This is a genomic window from Mesorhizobium sp. ArgA1 (genome assembly GCF_053714375.1).
Map to the genome: position 1 here is coordinate 61,245 of NZ_JBSKBQ010000021.1, position 18,996 is coordinate 80,240.

Annotated in this window: 15 protein-coding genes; 12 read left to right on the plus strand and 3 right to left on the minus strand. The window is 63.5% G+C overall.

Going from position 1 to position 18,996, the window contains the following annotated elements:
* Positions 1-2 precede the first annotated feature (2 nt).
* Positions 3-917, minus strand: a complete 915-nt coding sequence (locus tag ACWGTI_RS28450) for a pyruvate, water dikinase regulatory protein (protein ID WP_454590138.1) — start codon at positions 915-917, stop codon at positions 3-5.
* 311 nt (positions 918-1,228) lie between these two features.
* Here ACWGTI_RS28450 and hemE point away from each other — a divergent pair, with 311 nt between their 5' ends.
* The 4 genes from hemE to yddG all read left to right on the plus strand — a co-directional run bounded on the left by hemE (position 1,229) and on the right by yddG (position 5,359).
* On the plus strand, positions 1,229-2,257 hold the full coding sequence (gene hemE / locus ACWGTI_RS28455) for a uroporphyrinogen decarboxylase (RefSeq protein WP_454590139.1): 1,029 nt from the start codon (positions 1,229-1,231) through the stop codon (positions 2,255-2,257).
* Entirely contained in the window at positions 2,254-2,790 is a 537-nt protein-coding gene (gene hemJ, locus ACWGTI_RS28460; RefSeq protein ID WP_454590140.1) for a protoporphyrinogen oxidase HemJ, read from the plus strand. The genes hemE and hemJ overlap by 4 nt, the downstream gene beginning before the upstream one ends.
* Positions 2,791-3,010: 220 nt before the next feature.
* Positions 3,011-4,276 (plus strand): transcription termination factor Rho, encoded by a 1,266-nt coding sequence (gene rho, locus ACWGTI_RS28465; RefSeq protein ID WP_112560220.1) that lies wholly within the window; start codon positions 3,011-3,013, stop codon positions 4,274-4,276.
* A gap of 168 nt (positions 4,277-4,444) precedes the next feature.
* Positions 4,445-5,359, plus strand: coding sequence for an aromatic amino acid exporter YddG (gene yddG, locus ACWGTI_RS28470; RefSeq protein ID WP_454590141.1), 915 nt, complete (start codon positions 4,445-4,447; stop codon positions 5,357-5,359).
* 13 nt (positions 5,360-5,372) lie between these two features.
* On the opposite strand, the gene ACWGTI_RS28475 is transcribed toward yddG, so the two are convergent.
* Positions 5,373-7,391 carry a thioredoxin domain-containing protein gene (locus ACWGTI_RS28475; RefSeq protein ID WP_454590142.1) on the minus strand — a complete coding sequence of 673 codons (2,019 nt, stop codon included), beginning with the start codon at positions 7,389-7,391 and terminating at the stop codon, positions 5,373-5,375.
* A gap of 63 nt (positions 7,392-7,454) precedes the next feature.
* Between ACWGTI_RS28475 and mnmE the strand changes: the two genes are divergently transcribed.
* The 5 genes from mnmE to ACWGTI_RS28500 all read left to right on the plus strand — a co-directional run bounded on the left by mnmE (position 7,455) and on the right by ACWGTI_RS28500 (position 13,340).
* The gene (mnmE, locus tag ACWGTI_RS28480; protein ID WP_454590143.1) at positions 7,455-8,777 is read left to right on the plus strand and encodes a tRNA uridine-5-carboxymethylaminomethyl(34) synthesis GTPase MnmE; all 1,323 of its coding nucleotides are present in this window, start codon (positions 7,455-7,457) and stop codon (positions 8,775-8,777) included.
* Between the two features lie 242 nt (positions 8,778-9,019).
* Positions 9,020-10,894 (plus strand): tRNA uridine-5-carboxymethylaminomethyl(34) synthesis enzyme MnmG, encoded by a 1,875-nt coding sequence (gene mnmG, locus ACWGTI_RS28485; protein WP_454590144.1) that lies wholly within the window; start codon positions 9,020-9,022, stop codon positions 10,892-10,894.
* On the plus strand, positions 10,891-11,523 hold the full coding sequence (rsmG, locus tag ACWGTI_RS28490; RefSeq protein ID WP_454590145.1) for a 16S rRNA (guanine(527)-N(7))-methyltransferase RsmG: 633 nt from the start codon (positions 10,891-10,893) through the stop codon (positions 11,521-11,523). The genes mnmG and rsmG overlap by 4 nt, the downstream gene beginning before the upstream one ends.
* A 67-nt stretch (positions 11,524-11,590) precedes the next feature.
* Positions 11,591-12,388: a ParA family protein gene (locus ACWGTI_RS28495; protein WP_454575706.1), complete on the plus strand. Its 798-nt coding sequence runs from the start codon at positions 11,591-11,593 to the stop codon at positions 12,386-12,388.
* 64 nt (positions 12,389-12,452) lie between these two features.
* A complete protein-coding gene (locus ACWGTI_RS28500; RefSeq protein WP_454590146.1) occupies positions 12,453-13,340 on the plus strand; it encodes a ParB/RepB/Spo0J family partition protein in 888 nt (295 codons plus the stop codon).
* A 244-nt stretch (positions 13,341-13,584) separates the two neighbouring features.
* Here ACWGTI_RS28500 and holA read toward each other — a convergent pair whose 3' ends face one another.
* Positions 13,585-14,628 carry a DNA polymerase III subunit delta gene (gene holA, locus ACWGTI_RS28505; protein WP_454590147.1) on the minus strand — a complete coding sequence of 348 codons (1,044 nt, stop codon included), beginning with the start codon at positions 14,626-14,628 and terminating at the stop codon, positions 13,585-13,587.
* Between the two features lie 511 nt (positions 14,629-15,139).
* Between holA and ACWGTI_RS28510 the strand changes: the two genes are divergently transcribed.
* From ACWGTI_RS28510 to ACWGTI_RS28520, 3 genes are read left to right on the plus strand one after another with little or no spacing between them, the layout of a single operon-like run.
* The gene (locus ACWGTI_RS28510) at positions 15,140-16,372 is read left to right on the plus strand and encodes a thiamine pyrophosphate-dependent enzyme (protein WP_454590148.1); all 1,233 of its coding nucleotides are present in this window, start codon (positions 15,140-15,142) and stop codon (positions 16,370-16,372) included.
* A gap of 2 nt (positions 16,373-16,374) precedes the next feature.
* Positions 16,375-17,388: an alpha-ketoacid dehydrogenase subunit beta gene (locus ACWGTI_RS28515; RefSeq protein WP_454590149.1), complete on the plus strand. Its 1,014-nt coding sequence runs from the start codon at positions 16,375-16,377 to the stop codon at positions 17,386-17,388.
* 18 nt (positions 17,389-17,406) lie between these two features.
* Positions 17,407-18,711, plus strand: a complete 1,305-nt coding sequence (locus tag ACWGTI_RS28520) for a dihydrolipoamide acetyltransferase family protein (protein WP_454590150.1) — start codon at positions 17,407-17,409, stop codon at positions 18,709-18,711.
* The last annotated feature ends 285 nt before the right edge of the window (positions 18,712-18,996 follow it).

Sequence of the window (18,996 nt, forward strand, 5' to 3'; positions counted from 1 at the left end):
CCCTAGCGGTTCTTCCCCCGTAGCGCAACGATGGCCGCCGCGGTCTCCTCGATCGAGCGGCGGCTGACGTCGATCATCGGCCAGTTGTGGCGGGTGCAGATCTGGCGGGCATAGGCGAGCTCTTCGGTGATCATGGCGCGGTCGACATAATCCGTCGCTTCATAGGTGCTGCTGTTGCCCAGGATACGGTTCTGGCGGACATGCGAGATGCGCTCGGCGGTGGCGATCAGGCCGACGATCAGCGGCTTGCTGGCGGCGACCAGGCTTTCGGGCACCGGTACGCCGAGCACGATCGGAATGTTGGCGGTCTTGATGCCGCGGTTGGCGAGATAGATGCTGGTCGGCGTCTTCGATGTCCTGGAAATGCCGATCAGCACGATGTCGGCATCGTCCATATTGGCCGGCAGCTGGCCGTCATCGTGCTCCATGGTGAAGTTGAGCGCATCGATGCGGTGGAAATAGTCTGCGTCGAGCACATGCTGGGCGCCGACGCGGCGGCCGGCCGGCGTGCCGAGATAGGACTGGAACACGGTCAGCACCGGCTCCAGCACCGAGACGCAAGGCAGACCCATGGCGGCGCAGCGCTCGTCAATACCGCGTGCCAGCTTCTGGTCGACGACGGTGTAGAGGATGATGCCCGGCTCCTCCTCGATATCCTCGAACACTTTCGCCACCTGCTTTTCGGTGCGGATGAGCGGGTAGATGTGCTCGATGGCGCGCGCATCCTTGTATTGCGCCGAAGCCGCCCGGCCGGCCGCCAGCAGCGTTTCGCCGGTGGCGTCGGAAATCAGGTGCAGGTGGAAGAAGCTCTGGGGTTTGTTCACAGGGGGCACCTGGGGCTGTGGGCTTGTGTGGATAAACAGGGACCGGAAACGCGACCGGCCGGAGGCGACTGTATCAGAAGGCGGGTTGTCCACAATTCGATGCGCTGTCGGCTTCGTCGGAGGGCTGGGGACAAATCTGGGGACGGGCATTTTTGCCAGCGCTTCATCCACAGAGCCCGCTTTGCGATCGTAACGTCAAGTCATTGACTCCAGTCGGTGAATCCCCGTCGTCCACACTCTCCTACAATGCCGGATGGGAAGTGCGCGACAATATGCTGGCTGGTCTTTTCCGGGGCAAAGCGGGACAGGAGACAACCACCACAACCAACAGACTCTTAGAATCAGAAGATTCTTAGAAATAAGATATTTGATTTAGAAAGAGGGCTGGGAGAGGCGAGCGCTCGATGCGGCACAAGCGGATCATGCTGGACGTACTGAAAGGCGCGACACACTTTCCGCCGCCGCTCTGGATGATGCGTCAGGCCGGGCGCTACCTGCCGGAATACCGCGAGACCCGGAAGCGCGCCGGATCCTTCCTCGATCTCTGCTACAATCCGGACCTTGCCGTCGAAGTGACGCTGCAGCCGATCGAGCGCTTCGGCTTCGATGCCTCGATCCTGTTCTCCGACATCCTTGTCGTGCCGCATGCGCTGGGCCGTGACGTGCGCTTCGAGGAGGGTCGCGGGCCGTTGCTGACGCCGATCACGGCGACGGAGATTTCAGCTCTGAGCAGCGAAACGTTTCACGTGAATCTCGAACCGGTCTACGAGACGGTTCGCCGGCTGCGGGCAAAACTGCCTGAGGAGACGACGCTGATCGGCTTTTGCGGTGCGCCGTGGACCGTCGCGACCTACATGATTGCCGGCCATGGCACGCCGGACCAGGCGCCGGCCAGATTGTTTGCCTATCGCGAGCCGGCCGCGTTCCAACAGCTCTTGAAAGTCCTGGCTGATCATTCAGCGGCCTATTTGATCCGCCAGATCGAAGCCGGCGCCGATGTGGTGCAGATTTTCGATTCCTGGTCCGGCGTGCTCGACGATGCGTCGTTCGACCTGTTCTGCGTCCAGCCCGTGGCGGAGATCGTCCGGCAGGTTCGTGCCGTCCACCCTGATGTTCCAATTATCGGTTTTCCCAAAGGCGCCGGCGCCCGCTACGAGAGCTATCGCGAGAAGACCGCTGTGACGGGGCTGGGGATCGACTGGACCGTGCCGCTGGCAGCAGCGAAGGCATTGCAGGCCGGCGGCGCCGTGCAGGGCAATCTCGATCCCTTGCGGCTCGTGGCTGGCGGCAAGGCCCTGTTCGACGGCGTCGATGCGATCCTGAGGGCGTTGGGCGGCGGACCGCTGATTTTCAATCTTGGCCACGGCATCACGCCGGAGACGCCGGTGGCGCATGTCGAAGCGATGGTGAAGCAGGTGCGGAGCGCATCATGACCATGATGGGCAAAGATCAAAGCGGCGCTGCCGCCATGCGCCGCGCGGCGATCGCGATTGCGGTGTTCCTGGTGCTGGCCGGGCTGCTGTTTCTGCTCGGGCCTGAGGATTTCTATCCCTGGGCGAAGGCGATCCATGTCCTCGCCGTCATGTCATGGATGGCGGGAATGCTCTATCTGCCGCGGCTGCTGGTCTATCACGCCGATGCCGAGAAGGGCTCGGTGCAGTCGGAAACCTTCAAGGTGATGGAGCGCCGGCTGCTGCGCGGCATCATCAATCCGGCCATGGTCATCACCTGGGTGTTCGGCCTGTGGCTCGCCTGGAAAGGCTTTGGTTTCCAGGGCGGCTGGTTGCACGCCAAGATCGCGGCGGTGCTTGGCCTGTCGGCCGTTCATGGCTATCTGGCTGGCGCGGTGAGGAAATTTGCCGAGGATCGCAACGAAAAACCGGCAAGGCACTGGCGGATCGTCAACGAGATCCCCACATTGCTGATGATCGTCATCGTCGTGCTGGTCATCGTCAAGCCGTTCTGAGGCTTCGCGCACCGACCTGAAACCAGAACTGGTCTTCTAAAAAAGCACGATGCGGAGCCCGGAAGGTCCCCGCAAAAGGCGGCTTGCTCTTTCAACCGACCGACGATACAAGACGGGTCTTCCTTCCCGTCATGCGCCGCCCATTTCGCTTTTCGGCCGCGCCCGGCATTTGTCGCATCCAGCCGATATTTCCCTCAAGAAGCCTACTCAGAGTCCGTCTATGCAAGAAATGAAACTCGCAGAGTTCAAGAACAAGAAACCGCCAGAGCTGATCGCCTATGCCGAATCGCTCGAGGTGGAAAACGCCAGCGTCATGCGCAAGCAGGAGCTGATGTTCGCCATCCTGAAGAAACTGGCCGCCCAGGAAATCGAGATCATCGGTGACGGTGTGGTCGAAGTGCTGCAGGACGGCTTCGGTTTCCTGCGCTCCGCCAATGCCAATTACCTGCCGGGTCCCGACGATATCTACATCTCGCCCTCGCAGATCCGCCGCTTCTCGCTGAAGACCGGCGATACGGTCGAAGGGCCGATCCGCAGCCCCAAAGAGGGCGAGCGCTATTTCGCGCTGCTCAAGGTCAACACGATCAATTTCGACGATCCCGAAAAGATTCGTCACAAGATCCACTTCGACAATCTGACGCCGCTCTATCCGACCAAGCGGCTGAAGATGGAGATCGACAATCCGACCAGCAAGGACATCTCGCCGCGCGTGATCGACCTGGTGGCGCCCATCGGCAAGGGGCAGCGCGCGCTGATCAACGCGCAGCCGCGCACCGGTAAAACCGTGCTGATGCAGAACATCGCGCATTCGATCACGGCCAATCATCCGGAATGCTATCTGATCGTGCTGTTGATCGACGAACGGCCGGAGGAAGTGACCGACATGCAGCGCTCGGTGAAGGGCGAGGTTATCTCCTCGACTTTCGACGAGCCGGCGGTACGTCACGTCCAGGTCGCCGAAATGGTCATCGAGAAGGCCAAGCGCCTGGTCGAGCATGGCCGCGACGTCGTCATCCTGCTTGATTCGATCACCCGCCTCGGCCGCGCCTACAACACCGTGGTGCCGTCATCCGGCAAGGTGCTGACCGGCGGTGTCGACGCCAATGCGCTGCAGCGGCCGAAGCGCTTCTTCGGTGCCGCCCGCAACATCGAGGAAGGTGGCTCGCTGACCATCATCGCCACCGCGCTGATCGACACCGGCAGCCGCATGGACGAAGTCATCTTCGAAGAGTTCAAGGGCACCGGCAACTGCGAAATCCAGCTCGACCGCAAGGTAGCTGACAAGCGCATTTACCCGGCCATGGACATCTTGAAGTCCGGCACCCGCAAGGAAGACCTGCTGGTCTCCAAGCAGGATCTGCAGAAGATCTTCGTGCTGCGCCGCATCCTGGCGCCGATGGGAACCACCGACGCGATCGAGTTCCTCATCGACAAGCTGAAGCAGACCAAGACGAATGCGGACTTCTTCGATTCGATGAACACCTAATCAGGTCGTCGGATCCAATCGGTCCATGTGTTAAAGCCCCGTTCCGGGAAACCGGGATGGGGCTTTTCGCTGGAAGGGTCGCTTTCCCGATATCGGATGACCGTTCGCGGCAGCGCGCAGCATACTCTTTGTGCGAAAACGCGGCCCTTCTAGGCTGGAACGGGCGACGTGAAGAAGACCATCCCCACTCTGATCGGCTTTTCGGCCATTTTGACATGGTCGTTCCTGGCGCTGCTTTCGACTGCGGCGGGACCGATTCCGCCCTTTCAACTGGCGGCGATGACGTTCCTGCTTGGCGGGATGGTCGGCGCGTCGAGCTGGCTTGTGCGCCCGGCCGCGATCCGGTCGCTGTGCCAGCCATGGCAGGTCTGGGCGCTCGGCACGGCGGGGCTGTGCATCTACCACTGCGCCTATTTCTTCGCCATCCAGTCGGCGCCGCCGGTTGAAGTCAGTCTGATCGCTTATCTCTGGCCGCTGCTGATTGTCGTCTTCGCCGCCTTCCTGCCGGGAGAAAAGCTCAGACTTCATCATATTGTCGGGGTCGTCCTTGGTCTGGCTGGTGCCATCGTGGTGATCACCAAGGGCGGCAACGTCGGCTTGGCCAATGGCGTGATGAAGGGCCATGTCATCGCGCTGTTCTGTGCTTTCATCTGGGCCGGCTACTCGGTTCTGTCGCGCCGTTTCGGCGAGGTACCGACCGATGTCGTCGCCGGCTACTGCTTCATCACTGCGGCGGTTGCCTTGGTGTTGCATCGGACGCTCGAGACAACCGTCTGGCCACAGACGTCTATGCAGTGGAGCGCCATCGTCATCCTAGGTGCCATACCGCTCGGCGCCGGCTTCTATGCCTGGGATTATGGCTGCAAGCACGGGGACATCATGATCCTTGGTGCCCTCTCCTACGCCGCGCCGTTGTTTTCAGTGATCGTGCTTGTGCTGGCAGGCTTTGGCGTGTTTCATTGGTCAGTCGCCGCGGCCTGCATCCTGATCACGGTCGGAGCGGTGATCGCAGCCAAGGATTTACTGCTCAAGCCTCGGTCGCCCGCTATTGACGCGACGCCGCTGCCTTCGGCCTTGGACTGAAAGACTGGCTGAGCTATCGGCGTCGCAGCAGCAGTTCGAGTTCCTGCGGATCGGTCACCACCGGCAGACAGGCCTGCCCGGTGCACAGCCAGGCGCCCGGTCTGTTGGTCGGCGGCAGGACCCCGCCCGGCAAGGTCGGTCGATTCGCTTCCGTTCCGATTGCCACGACAATATCAACGCGGCGCGGGTCGGGATTCCGATTCGCAACCGGAACGAGGCTTGGACTCTCTGATGAATCGACGAGCACCAGCTTCAGCGGTTCAAGCGCCAGCGCGCAGGCGTTGACGATTCCGGCCTGGCCATAGGACTGGTGCCCTGCCCGGCCCATGGCGTGTTCGGCGACCCGCCACGCTCTGTCCTGCAGATCGGGATCGCCGGTAACCGAAGCCAACCGAACGAGCGCTTCGATGATCTGGCTGGTGGCGGAAGAAATCGCCTCGTCGACATCGCCGCGGATGCGGATCGGTACATCGGCGCAGTCGGATGCCGTCAGATAGTAGCCGGTGCCGTCGCTATCCCGATGCCAGCGATCCAGCTGGTCGATGAATTGCCTCGCCCGATCGACATAGCGCGAATCGCCCGTGGCTTCGAACAGCGCGATCGCCGCATTGGTCATCGCGGCATAGTCGCTGGACAGTGCCGGAAACAGTTTCTTGGCGCCGAGCATGGAGTGCGGCAGGCGGCCGTCATGTCCGGCTCCGGCGATGTGGGCGAAAGCCTTTGCTGCTGCATCGATCCAGTCGCGCCGGTTTAGCGACCGGCCGGCCTCGGCAAGGGCCGTGATCATCAATCCGTTCCAGTCGGTCAGCGCCTTGCCGTCCCTGCCCGGGCGGACGCGCTGCTCTCGTGCCGCCAGCAGCTTTGCCCTCAGCGGGAGCAGTACCTCCCGATCAGGCACACTTTGGCTTTGCTGCGCATCGGTCTGATGGATGATCGGCTTGCCTTCCCAGCCATGCGGTGCGGAAAGCGTGAAGTATTTGAAAAACAAGGCGGAATCATCACCGAGCGCGGCTTCGATCTCTTCCTTGCTCCAGGTGTAGAACAGCCCCTCCTCACCGTCGCTGTCGGCATCGAGGCTGGCGGCGAAGGCGTCGCCGTCGACGCGCATTTCGCGCAACAGCCAGGCGACCGTGTCTTCGATTCGTATCCGGAACAAATCATTGCCGGTCGCGGCAAAGGCCCAGTTGCAAAGGCGGATGAGCTGCGCATTGTCGTAGAGCATCTTTTCGAAATGCGGCACTAGCCATTCGGCATCGGTGGAATAGCGGCTGAGCCCGCCACCGACATGGTCGTAAATGCCGCCGGCCAGCATCTTTTCCAGGCTGACGAGAACGGCGTCGCGATACGACGGGACGCCATCGCGCAGCCAGGACAGCCACAGCGTGTACATGAAGGGCGCGTTCGGAAACTTCGGTGCGCCGCGCAGGCCGCCGAGATCCCTGTCGATCATGCCGTCGATGCGGGCGGCGAGATCGCTGAGCGTCTCTTTGTCGAGCGCGGCCTTGGCGTGGACGCCGGCCAGCCGCGCCTCGACATGACTGGTCAAGCCGTCGGCGCTCTGGTCGAGACTTTCCCGCTTGTCGCGCCATGCCTTGTCGACGGCTTCCATCACCTGGATGAAGCCAGGGCGGCCGTAACGCGCCTCGCGTGGAAAATAGGTTCCGCCCCAGAACGGTTTGCCGTCAGGGTTGAGGAACATGGTCAGCGGCCAGCCGCCCTGCTCGCCCATCGACGACAAGGCCGCCATATAGATCTGGTCGATGTCCGGCCGCTCCTCACGATCGACCTTGATATTGACGAACAGCCGGTTCATGACGGCGGCGACGCTGTCGTTCTCAAAGCTTTCATGCGCCATGACATGACACCAGTGGCAGGCGGCATAGCCGACCGAAAGCAGGATCGGCCGCTGCAACGCCTTGGCTTCGGCCAATGCCGCCGGCGACCAGGCCCGCCAATGCACCGGATTGCCGCTGTGCTGCTGCAGATAGGGGCTGGCTTCGTCGGCAAGCAGGTTTTGCGCAGGCAAGGTCACTGTGGGCGAGCTCGGTTTGGCGGGTGATGTTTTCAAGCTAAGGCTGTTCAGAAGAGCGGGCAAATGATTTCAGGCGATTCGATTGTAGCGCTGTCCAGCGGTCGCCTACCTGCCGGCATCGCCGTCATCCGTATTTCCGGGCCGAAGACTCGATTCGTAGTCGAAACGATTGCCGGGAGCATGGTTAAGGACCGTGCTGCGGCCTTGCGGAAGCTCCACGCCTCGGACGGATTGCTGATCGACAACGGCCTAGTGCTTTTCTTTCCGGGGCCGAACAGTTTTACCGGTGAGGATGTCGCGGAATTCCATGTCCATGGCGGCCGCGCTGTCGCTGGCAAGATGCTGGAGACGATCGCCGGTTTTGACGGGGTGCGCCATGCCGAGCCGGGCGAATTTACACGCCGCGCTTTTATCAACGGCAAGCTGGATCTGGTCGAGACCGAGGCGCTGGCCGATTTGGTCAACGCCGAAACCGAGGCGCAGCGCCGCTTTGCGGTGCAGAATGCGGAGGGCGTGCAAAGTGCGCTCTATCTTGGCTGGCGTCGGCGGCTGATCCATGCGCGGGCGATGATCGAGGCGGAAATCGACTTTGCCGACGAGGACGACGTGCCGGGTTCGGTTTCGGACACGGTCTGGTCGGATGTCAAAGGGATGATTGGCGAGATCGGCCGGCATATCGAGGGATTTCATGCCGCCGAGATCATCCGAGACGGTTTCGAGGTCGTGATTCTCGGGGCACCGAATGCCGGCAAGTCCAGCCTGTTCAATGCGCTGGCGCGGCGCGAGGCGGCGATCGTTACCGATGAACCCGGCACGACTCGCGATCTGCTTGAGGTGGTGCTGGACCTTAACGGCGTGCGAGTCCGGATCACCGACACGGCCGGGCTACGCGAAGCGCCCGGGAAGGTCGAGGCGATCGGCATCGAGAGGGCGCGAGCCAAGGCGCATACGGCTGACCTGATGTTGCTGCTGGAAGATCTGGCGAGCCCGACCGCTATCGGCGAGGTTCCGGCCGACATCCCCGCTTTGCGGATTGGCACCAAGGTTGATCTGCTGAAGGGCCAACGGCCGTTGGGCACCTATGACGCGTTGATATCGACGGTGGACGGCACCGGGCTGGCTGAACTGCTGGCCGAAATCGGCGGGCGCGCCGCTGCCGCGATCGGCGATGCCGGAGACATCCTGCCGTCAAGGCTGCGGCATGTAGAGCTGCTGAACGAGACGAAGCTTTACCTGGCATCGGCCTTGTCGGGAGTGGGGAACGGTCAGGAACTGCGGGCCGAGGAGCTACGCCTTGCGGCGGACCGACTGGGTCGCATCGTCGGCGCGGTCGATGTTGAGGACTTGCTCGACGTGATCTTCTCACAGTTTTGCATTGGGAAGTGACTCACGTGAAACGCTGCAGGGGTGGACTGCGACTCACGTGAAGCACTGACCGATCTTGTTTCACGTGAAACCGATTGGGGCCGCAGGTCAGCGCGGCGCTGCCGCTACCCGCCTTGATTCACGTGAAACACTGCTCCCGGGCAGTCGCCATCAGTCCCACGTGAAGCGAATCGCCTTCCATCCTTGACAGCGCCGGCTCCCGGGGACATGTGTCGGGCAATCTCTGAATCTGGAACGGAAAAATGATCGATCACTATGATGTGGTTGTGGTGGGCGGCGGCCATGCCGGGTGCGAGGCGGCGAGCGCTGCCGCGCGTGCCGGCGCCCGGACCGTGCTGGTCACGCTGCGCTTCGACACGATCGGCGTCATGTCCTGCAATCCGGCGATCGGCGGGCTCGGCAAAGGTCATCTGGTACGCGAGATCGACGCCATGGACGGGCTGATGGGCAGGGTGGCCGATGCCGCCGGCATCCAGTTCCGCCTGCTCAATCGCCGCAAGGGCCCCGCCGTGCGCGGGCCGCGCACGCAGGCTGATCGCAAGCTTTATCGGCTGGCCATGCAGGAAGCGATTCGGCAGCAGAACGATCTCGATGTCGTCGAGGGCGAAGTCCTGGATTTCGAGATCGCGGAGGGACGGATTGCCGCTGTGCTGCTGGCCGGCGGACGGCGACTGGCCTGTGGCGCCATCGTGCTGACCACCGGCACCTTCCTGCGCGGGCTCATCCATATTGGCGAGAAGAAGATCGTCGCCGGGCGCATGAACGAACAGGCGAGCCTCGGTCTCTCGGCAACGATGAGCCGCGCCGGCTTTTCATTGGGACGACTGAAGACCGGGACGCCGCCGCGGCTCGATGGCCGCACCATCGACTGGGCGTCGCTGGAAAGCCAGGCGGCGGACGAAGATCCGGTGCCGTTCTCGCTGATGACCGACACGATCAAGAATCCGCAGATCCATTGCGGCATCACCCGCACGACGCCGGCGACGCACGCGCTGATCCGCGCCAATCTCGGCCGCTCGGCCATGTATTCCGGCTCTATCGAAGGTGTCGGGCCGCGCTATTGCCCATCGATCGAAGACAAGATCGTCAAGTTCGGCGATCGCGAGGGCCATCAGATATTCCTCGAGCCGGAAGGCCTCGACGACGACACCGTCTATCCCAATGGCATTTCGACCTCCCTGCCCGAGGACGTGCAACTCGACATTCTGAAGACAATCCCGGGCCTCGAGCGCGCGACCATGCTGCAGCCGGGCTATGCCATCGAATACGACCACGTCGATCCGCGCGAACTCGAGCCGACGCTGGAAACCAGGCGCATCGCAGGCCTTTTCCTGGCCGGGCAGATCAACGGCACCACCGGCTATGAAGAAGCCGGCGCGCAAGGCCTGCTTGCCGGGCTTAATGCCGCGCGCAAGGCGTCGGCCGGCGAGCAAATCGTGCTTAGCAGGACCGAGGCTTATATCGGCGTAATGGTCGATGACCTCACCAGCCGCGGTATCACTGAGCCTTACCGAATGTTTACGTCGCGGGCGGAGTTCCGGCTGTCCTTGCGGGCCGACAATGCCGACGAGCGGTTGACGCCGCTGGCAATACGGCTGGGGATAGCCTCGCTTGAGCGGACGCGGCGGTTCAACCAAGTCACTGAGGATCTTGATAAGGCGCGCGAGCTGGCGATTGCCACGACGATGACGCCGAATGAAGCGGCGCGGCATGGGCTGGAGGTCAACAGGGATGGCGTGCGCCGCACCGCCTATGAGTTGCTGGCCTATCCCGGCGTCGATATCGCCTGGCTGACGCGGGTCGCGCCGGCATTCGGCCCCATCGACGCCAAAACCGCCGAGCGGCTCGAAACGGAAGCGAAATATTCGGTCTATCTAGATCGGCAGCAGGCCGATGTCGCCCAGATCCGCCATGAGGAAAGTCGGCTGATCCCGGCCTCGGTCGATTTTGCCGATGTTCCTGGCCTCTCCAATGAGCTGAAGCAGAAGATGCGGACGCGCCAGCCGCGCTCGATTGCCGATGCCCAGCGCATGGAAGGCATGACGCCGGCGGCGCTGGCGATCATCGTCGCGCATGTCCGCAGTGCCGAATCGGCGGCGCTAAGGGTCGTTGCGTGAGCGCAGCCTCATGGACGGGCCTGCAAGAGGCCGCGGGACCGGTTTCACGTGAAACATTTCAGCGACTGGTGGCGTTCGAACAGCTGTTCCTGAAATGGAACCGCAGCATCAACCTGGCCGCACCGTCGACGCTCGACGATGTGTGGGGCCGTCATATTCTGGACAGCGCCCAGCTGGCGCGAATCGCTCCCGAGGCAAAACGCTGGGCCGATCTCGGTTCAGGCGGTGGTTTCCCCGGCCTGGTGCTGGCTTTTCTGCTGGCTGAGCGCGACGGCGCGTCGATCGACCTGGTCGAGAGCAACCGCAAGAAAGCGTCGTTCCTGCAAGCTGTCATCGGCCAGTTCGGTTTGCCGGCTCGGGTCGTTGCGCGGCGCATCGACGACAGCTATGCGCTTGTTTCCGCACCGGAAATCGTCACCGCGAGAGCACTCGCCGCGTTACCCGCGCTGCTCGATCTGTCGGCGCCATGGCTGACCAAAGGGTCGCGCGCGCTGTTCCACAAAGGCCGGGATTACCGTGCCGAAGTGGAAGAAAGCACTCACCGCTGGGCCTTCGATCTGGTAGAACATCCGAGCATGACCGACGCCCATGGCGTCATCCTCGAAGTGACCGATCTGCGGGCTGCGTAAGCTTCCCTTCGCAACCGCTTTGACGACCCTTTTGGCGACCCGCGAAATGAATATTTGGCATAGACCCATGAAAACCGGACCCCGAATCATCACCGTCGCCAACCAGAAGGGCGGCGTCGGCAAGACCACCACCGCCATCAATCTGGCCACGGCGCTGGCCGCCATCGGCGAAAAGGTCCTGATCGTCGATCTCGATCCGCAAGGCAATGCCTCGACGGGTCTCGGCATCGACCGCAAGGACCGCACCGTATCGTCCTATGACGTGCTGACCGGCGAGCTGGGTCTGGAAGCGGCGGCGATCCCGACCGCGGTGCCCGGCCTCTCGATCGTGCCGTCGACGCTCGACCTGCTCGGCATCGAGATGGAGATCGCATCGGCGCCCGACCGGGTGCTCAAACTGCGCAATGCGCTGCGCGCCGCGACCGAACGCGGTGCGCCCTTCGGTTATGTGCTGATCGACTGCCCGCCATCGCTCAACCTTTTGACTTTGAATTCAATGGCGGCAGCCGATTCTGTTCTTGTGCCGCTGCAATGCGAATTCTTCGCCCTGGAAGGCCTCAGCCAATTGCTGGAAACGGTCGAGCAGGTGCGCCGCACGATCAATCCGGAGCTGATCATCCAGGGCATCGTGCTGACCATGTATGATGGCCGCAACAACCTTGCCAACCAGGTGGTGCAGGATGTGCGGGCGCATATGGGCGACAAGGTCTACGAGACCATCATCCCTAGGAATGTGCGGGTGTCGGAGGCGCCGTCCTACGGCAAGCCGGCGATCCTCTACGATCTCAAATGCTCAGGCAGCCAGGCCTATCTGCAGCTGGCATCCGAAGTGATCCGCCGCGAGCGCAAATTGCGCGCCGCTTGATTAGGCTTGGCTGAAATACGAAGCCGATTCGATACCGAAACGATTCAAAGCCCTGGAATTAAGAATGAGCGAAGACCTTTCGAGAAAGAGACTGGGCCGGGGCCTCGCGGCGCTGATCGGCGAGATCGATCGCCCCGTGGCGCCGGAAAAGCCGTCCGCAAACGCCGACGGCAAGGTGCCGATCGAGTTCCTCAGCCCGAACCCGAAAAACCCGCGACGGCACTTTGGCGATTCCGACCTGACCGACCTCGCCCAGTCGATCCGCGAGCATGGCGTGGTGCAGCCGGTGGTGGCGCGGCCATCGCCGACCCAGGCCGGCCGGTATGAGATCATCGCCGGCGAACGGCGCTGGCGCGCGGCGCAGCGCGCCGGGCTGACCGAAATCCCGATCATCGTGCGCGACGTCAACGACCGCACGGCGCTCGAACTGGCGATCATCGAGAACGTCCAGCGCACCGACCTCAATCCAGTCGAGGAAGCGCTGGGTTACCAGCAGCTGATCGACGATCATGGCTACACCCAGGCCGATCTCGGCAATGTCATCGGCAAGAGCCGCAGCCACGTCGCCAACACGCTCAGGCTGCTCAAGCTGCCCGACGTTATCCGCGACATGCTGGTCGACGGCGCGCTGTCCGCCGGCCACGCCCGCACGCTGGTGACGGCGCAGGACCCGGCCGGGCTTGCCAAGCAGATCGTCGAAGAGGGGCTTTCGGTGCGACAGGCGGAAGCGCTGGCGCAGATGCCGGCGGGCGGCGCGCCGCCCAAGGCCAAGCCGGCGCAAGGAGCATCGGACAAGGATGCCGATACGCTGGCGCTGGAAAAGCTGATGACGGATACGATCGGCATGATCGTGAATGTCGACCACAAGGGCAAGGGCGGCACGCTGCGCATCGCCTATCGGTCGCTGGAGCAGCTGGATGAGTTGTGCCGGCGGTTGAAGGACGAGCGCTAGGCAGTTGAGGCTGCTGGGTATTTAGCCGGCGAATGAAGTTCCGGCTTAAGATCAGGTTTTCCCGCTGATATATCGGTGATAGACAACGGAAGTAAGGGTCGGCAGCGCGCGAAAGAAGGGCTTGCTTTCGCCCAGAGCCTCGAATCCGGCGAGCGTCTCCATGCCGAACTGAGAGGTCGGCGGGACGGCGCCCCCTCTGTCCTGCCGGACATCTCCCCCACAAGTGGGGAGATTGGCCAATCGCCTACCGCTGCGCCAGCCTCGCACTTTCCACCGCAATGCCAAGCAGCGCCTGGCGGGCCAGCGCTTCGGACAGGTCCGGCCGTTTGCGGGTCTGCAGCACCGCCGTCTGCAAGCGGTTCAGCGCGCGGCTCAGCGCCTCTACATTCCAACGCTCAAGTGCCTTCTCCACGAGCTTGCGCCGCGAGAAGAAAACCGGGGGACGGGCGCTGGCGACGGCCGAGGCGGCGTTGCGGCCGGCGGTCTCCATCTGGCCGCGCATGACCTGGATCTGCTGCAATTGCCGCATGGCGGACGACAAGACCAGGAAGGGGTGACCGCCGGATTGGCAGTGGCGGGTGTAGGCAATGTCGAAGTCGCCGATCTTGCCTTCGAGCACGGCATCGACGGCGTCATCGAAAGAGGCGCCGGAAACATCGCCGGACATTGCCCTGACGTCGTCGAGGCCGATTTCCTTCTGGCCGTGGGCGTAGAGCAGCAGCTTGTCGATCTCGCCGCGCGAGGCCAGCCGGTCGCCGCCGAGATTACGGCGCAGCGCCTGGCGGGCGTCGAGCGTCATCGACATGCCGGCCTTGCGCAACTCGTCGTCGATGACGGTGTCGATGTCGCGGGCCTCGTCGGCATAGCAGGGCAGCGCCATGGCGTTGTCGGCGGCTTCGACAATGGCGCGCAGCCCGGTGCCCTTTTTGAGGTCGCCGGCCTCGATGAGGATGATGGCGTCGCGCGCGGGCTCCGCCGTCAGTGCCTTGACGTCGTCGGCCAGCGCCTTCTGGCCGCTGGCATTGCGCACCCACAACAGCCGGCGATCGGAAAACATCGGCACGGTGCGCGCCTCGTCGAGGAGGCGGCCCTGGTCACGATCGACCTCCGCGCCGTCGAGCCTGACCACCGAGAAGGGATCATCGAGCGGCAGGCCGGTCTTTTCGGCAAAGGCTTTTGCCCGCTCGGCGACGAGGCCGCGGTCAGGGCCGTAAAGCAGGACGATGGCGAACCGCGCGTCCGGCTTCGCCAGCCACGAATCGACTTCGTATCCTTTTTTCTGCGCCATGGAGGGTGGTTAGCATGATGCTGGCGCGGAGTGAACGTTCTGCGCAGAGTTCGGCGACCTTGGCCCCCTTCCTCTCCCTCCGGAGGGGGGAGAGGTGGCGCTGCGAAGCAGCGACGGAGTGGGGGAACCACCTGGCAATCGCCGGGAACGGGCATAGGAAGGGCACCAGCTTAAGCATCGACTTGCGCCCAAAGGTCGACCCCCACTCCGTCGAGCTTCGCTCGACACCTCTCCCCCGATCGACGGGGGAGAGGAAAGTTCGCCAACCTTGGCGCCCCACCTCTCTCCCGGAGGTCGTAGAAGTGCGGCATCTGCCGGAAATCCTGCAAAACTTTGCGCCTAATTGCGCGCCGCGCCAAAACATCGACAAGAAATTTCGCCGCCATATCTGCATCTTGCGGTCGGTTGCCAGCCAGAACGCCGGGTCGGGTTCGGGACCCGATGAATTGGCGCTGTGCCGGCGGCGCGGATGTGCAAATATCGGCGCCAGGCAAATGGGAGGACCATGGTCATGACCGATGCTGGGATGTTGCGGTTTCATGTGCCGGAGCCGGAAGTGCGGCCGGGCGGGACACCCGACTTCTCCAATGTGCCCATCCCCAAGGCCGGCTCGGCGCCGCGCCCCGAGATCGATGTCGATCCGCGCACCATCCGCGACATGGCGTTCTCGATCATCCGCGTGCTGAACCGCGACGGCGAGGCGGTCGGGCCGTGGGCCGGGCTGCTGACCGACGCGGAGCTGCTCGAAGGTCTGCGCCATATGATGACGCTCAGGACCTTCGATGCGCGCATGCAGATGGCGCAGCGCCAGGGCAAGACCTCCTTCTACATGCAGCATCTCGGCGAAGAGGCAGTCAGCTGCGCCTTCCGCAAAGCGCTCGCCCCGGGCGACATGAATTTCCCGACCTATCGGCAAGCCGGGCTTTTGATCGCCGACGACTATCCGATGGTCACGATGATGAACCAGATCTATTCCAACGAGGCCGATCCGCTGAAAGGCCGGCAATTGCCGATCATGTATTCGTCGAAGGAGCACGGCTTCTTCTCGATCTCCGGCAATCTGGCGACGCAGTATATCCAGGCGGTCGGCTGGGCGATGGCCTCGGCGATCTCGAACGACACGCGCATTGCCGCGGCGTGGATCGGCGATGGCTCGACCGCCGAGTCCGATTTCCATTCCGCGCTTGTTTTCGCCTCGACCTACAAGGCGCCGGTGATCCTGAACGTCGTCAACAACCAGTGGGCGATCTCGACATTTCAAGGCATCGCCCGTGGCGGCTCCGGCACCTTTGCCGCGCGCGGCCTCGGCTTCGGCATTCCGGCGCTGCGCGTCGACGGCAACGACTACCTCGCGGTGCATGCCGTGGCCAAATGGGCGGCCGAACGGGCGCGGAAGAATCTCGGGCCGACGCTGGTCGAATATGTCACCTACCGCGCCGGCGCGCATTCGAGCTCGGACGATCCGTCGGCCTACCGGCCGAAGGCGGAGTCCGACGCCTGGCCGCTCGGTGATCCGGTTATCCGGCTGAAGAACCACCTCATTCAAAAAGGCGCCTGGTCGGAGGAGCGCCATACCCAGGCGGAAGCCGAAATCCTGGAGACGGTGATCGCGGCGCAGAAGCAGGCCGAAAGCCACGGCACGCTCCATGCCGGCGGCAAGCCGTCGACGCGCGACATGTTCGAAGGGCTCTATGCCGAGATGCCGCCGCATCTCAGGCGCCAGCGCCAGCAGGCGGGGGTCTGACCATGCCGAGGAAGACTATGATCGAGGCGATCCGCGACGCAATGGACGTGTCCATGGAGCGCGACCAAAGCGTCATCGTCTATGGCGAGGATGTCGGCTTCTTCGGCGGCGTCTTCCGCGCCACGCAAGGCCTGCAGGCCAAATACGGCAGGAGCCGCTGTTTCGACGCGCCGATCAACGAATCCGGCATTGTCGGCTCGGCCATCGGCATGGCCGCCTACGGGCTGAAGCCGTGCGTGGAAATCCAGTTTGCCGACTACATGTATCCGGCCTACGACCAGCTGACCCAGGAAGCGGCGCGGCTGCGCTACCGCTCGAACGGTGACTTCACCTGCCCGATCGTGGTGCGGATGCCGACCGGCGGCGGCATTTTTGGCGGCCAGACGCACAGCCAGAGCCCGGAAGCGCTGTTCACCCATGTGTCCGGGCTGAAGACGGTGGTGCCATCCAACCCGCATGACGCCAAGGGGCTGCTGATCGCGGCGATCGAGGACCCGGACCCGGTGATTTTTTTGGAGCCGAAGCGGCTCTACAACGGCCCGTTCGACGGCCATCACGACCGGCCGGTGACGCCATGGTCGAAGCATGAACTGGGCGAGGTCGCGGACGGCCATTACACCGTGCCGCTCGGCAAGGCGGCGATCCGCCGGCAGGGATCCGCCGTCACCGTGCTTGCCTATGGCACCATGGTCTATGTCGCCCAGGCGGCCGCCGAGGAGACCGGCATCGACGCCGAGATCATCGATCTGAGGACGCTGCTGCCGCTCGACCTCGACACCATTGTCGCCTCGGTGAAGAAGACCGGGCGCTGCGTGGTGGTGCATGAGGCAACGCTGACCTCCGGCTTCGGCGCCGAGCTTTCGGCGCTGGTGCAGGAGAATTGCTTCTACCACCTCGAAGCGCCGGTGGCGCGCGTCACCGGTTGGGACACGCCCTACCCGCATGCGCAGGAATGGGAGTATTTCCCGGGGCCGACCCGTGTCGGCCGCGCGCTCATCGAGACATTGCAAGCGTAAGGATTGGGGGAGCTCAAGATGGGTGAACATATCATCAAGCTGCCCGATGTCGGCGAAGGTGTCGCCGAGGCCGAACTTGTGGAATGGCACGTCAAGGTCGGCGATCTCGTGCGCGAGGACTCGGTGCTTGCCGCCGTCATGACCGACAAGGCGACGGTCGAAATCCCCTCGCCGGTTGACGGCGAGATCCTGTGGCTGGGTGCGGAGATCGGCGACACGGTGGCAATCGGCTCGCCCATCGTGCGGCTGAAGGTGGCTGGCGAGGGCAATGTTAAGCCCGATGCCGCCGGGCAGACGGCGAAGGCCGAAGCGCCGGCGCAGCCGGCTGAAGCCAAGGCAGAAGCAGCTCCCGTAGCGAAGCCGAAGCCCGCGGAGCCTGTGGCGAAGGTCGCACCAACGCCCGCGCCCAAAAATGTGGAGCGGCCCTCCGGCGCGCCGCGCCCGGAGGGCGAAAGGCCGCTGGCGTCGCCGGCCATCCGGCTCAGGGCAAAAGAGGCCGGCATCGATCTGCGCCAGGTGTCGGGTACCGGTCCTGCCGGCCGCATCAGCCATGAGGACATCGAGGCGTTTCTGGCGCGCGGTCCGCAGGTCGCGAAGGCGTCGGGGCTTGCCCGCAACGACAGCGTCGAGGACATCAAGGTCATCGGGCTGCGGCGCAAGATCGCCGAAAAGATGTCGCTGGCCAAGTCGCGCATCCCGCACATCACCTATGTCGAGGAGATCGACGTCACGGCACTGGAAGAGCTGCGCGCCGCGCTCAACAAGGAAAAGCGCAAGGGCGTCGAGCGACCGAAGCTGACGCTGCTGCCGTTCCTGATGCGGGCGATGGTCAAGGCGATCGCCGACCAGCCCAACATCAACGCGCTGTTCGACGACGAGGCCGGTATTATCCACCAGCATGGCGGCGTCCATATCGGCATTGCCGCGCAGACGCCGTCCGGGCTGGTGGTGCCGGTGGTCAAGCATGCCGAGGCGCGCGATCTCTGGGATTGCGCCGGCGAACTCAATCGCCTGGCCGAGGCGGCGAAGTCCGGCACGGCGAGCCGTGACGAGCTGTCCGGATCGACCATCACCATCACCTCGCTCGGCGCCATGGGCGGTGTGGCGACGACGCCGGTCATCAATCACCCGGAAGTGGCGATCGTCGGCGTCAACAAGATGATGGTGCGGCCGGTCTGGGACGGCACCCAGTTCATCCCGCGCAAGATGATGAACCTGTCGTCGAGTTTTGATCATCGCGTCGTTGATGGGTGGGACGCGGCGGTGTTTGTACAGCGCATCAAGGCGCTGCTGGAGACGCCGGCGCTGATTTTCGTGGATTGAGGGTGATGGGTTTGGTGGCGAAGCGCGAGGCGTGGGAATCCAGGCTCCCCCTTCTCCCCTTGTGGGAGAAGGTGTCGCCGAAGGCGACGGATGAGGGGTGTTCCAGGGAACGCCACCGTCTCGCTCCGCTGGGGCCTCAACGCCTCACCCCGCTGGAGCACCCCTCATCCGTCTCGGCGCTGCGCGCCGATCCACCTTCTCCCACAGGGGGACTGTTGCAAAATTGGGTGGATATGATTCCCTGTTTTTGAAACGGGGATTTTGCGATGACGACAAAGCCGAGCG

Coding starts and splice junctions, on each gene's coding strand:
- ACWGTI_RS28515 (WP_454590149.1), top strand. CDS start 16,375: ATGCCGAGGAAGACTATGATCGAGGCGATCCGCGACGCAATGGACGTG.
- holA (WP_454590147.1), bottom strand. CDS start 14,628: ATGGCGCAGAAAAAAGGATACGAAGTCGATTCGTGGCTGGCGAAGCCG.
- ACWGTI_RS28520 (WP_454590150.1), top strand. CDS start 17,407: ATGGGTGAACATATCATCAAGCTGCCCGATGTCGGCGAAGGTGTCGCC.
- rho (WP_112560220.1), top strand. CDS start 3,011: ATGCAAGAAATGAAACTCGCAGAGTTCAAGAACAAGAAACCGCCAGAG.
- ACWGTI_RS28510 (WP_454590148.1), top strand. CDS start 15,140: ATGACCGATGCTGGGATGTTGCGGTTTCATGTGCCGGAGCCGGAAGTG.
- ACWGTI_RS28495 (WP_454575706.1), top strand. CDS start 11,591: ATGAAAACCGGACCCCGAATCATCACCGTCGCCAACCAGAAGGGCGGC.
- hemE (WP_454590139.1), top strand. CDS start 1,229: ATGCGGCACAAGCGGATCATGCTGGACGTACTGAAAGGCGCGACACAC.
- mnmE (WP_454590143.1), top strand. CDS start 7,455: ATGATTTCAGGCGATTCGATTGTAGCGCTGTCCAGCGGTCGCCTACCT.
- mnmG (WP_454590144.1), top strand. CDS start 9,020: ATGATCGATCACTATGATGTGGTTGTGGTGGGCGGCGGCCATGCCGGG.
- ACWGTI_RS28500 (WP_454590146.1), top strand. CDS start 12,453: ATGAGCGAAGACCTTTCGAGAAAGAGACTGGGCCGGGGCCTCGCGGCG.
- hemJ (WP_454590140.1), top strand. CDS start 2,254: ATGACCATGATGGGCAAAGATCAAAGCGGCGCTGCCGCCATGCGCCGC.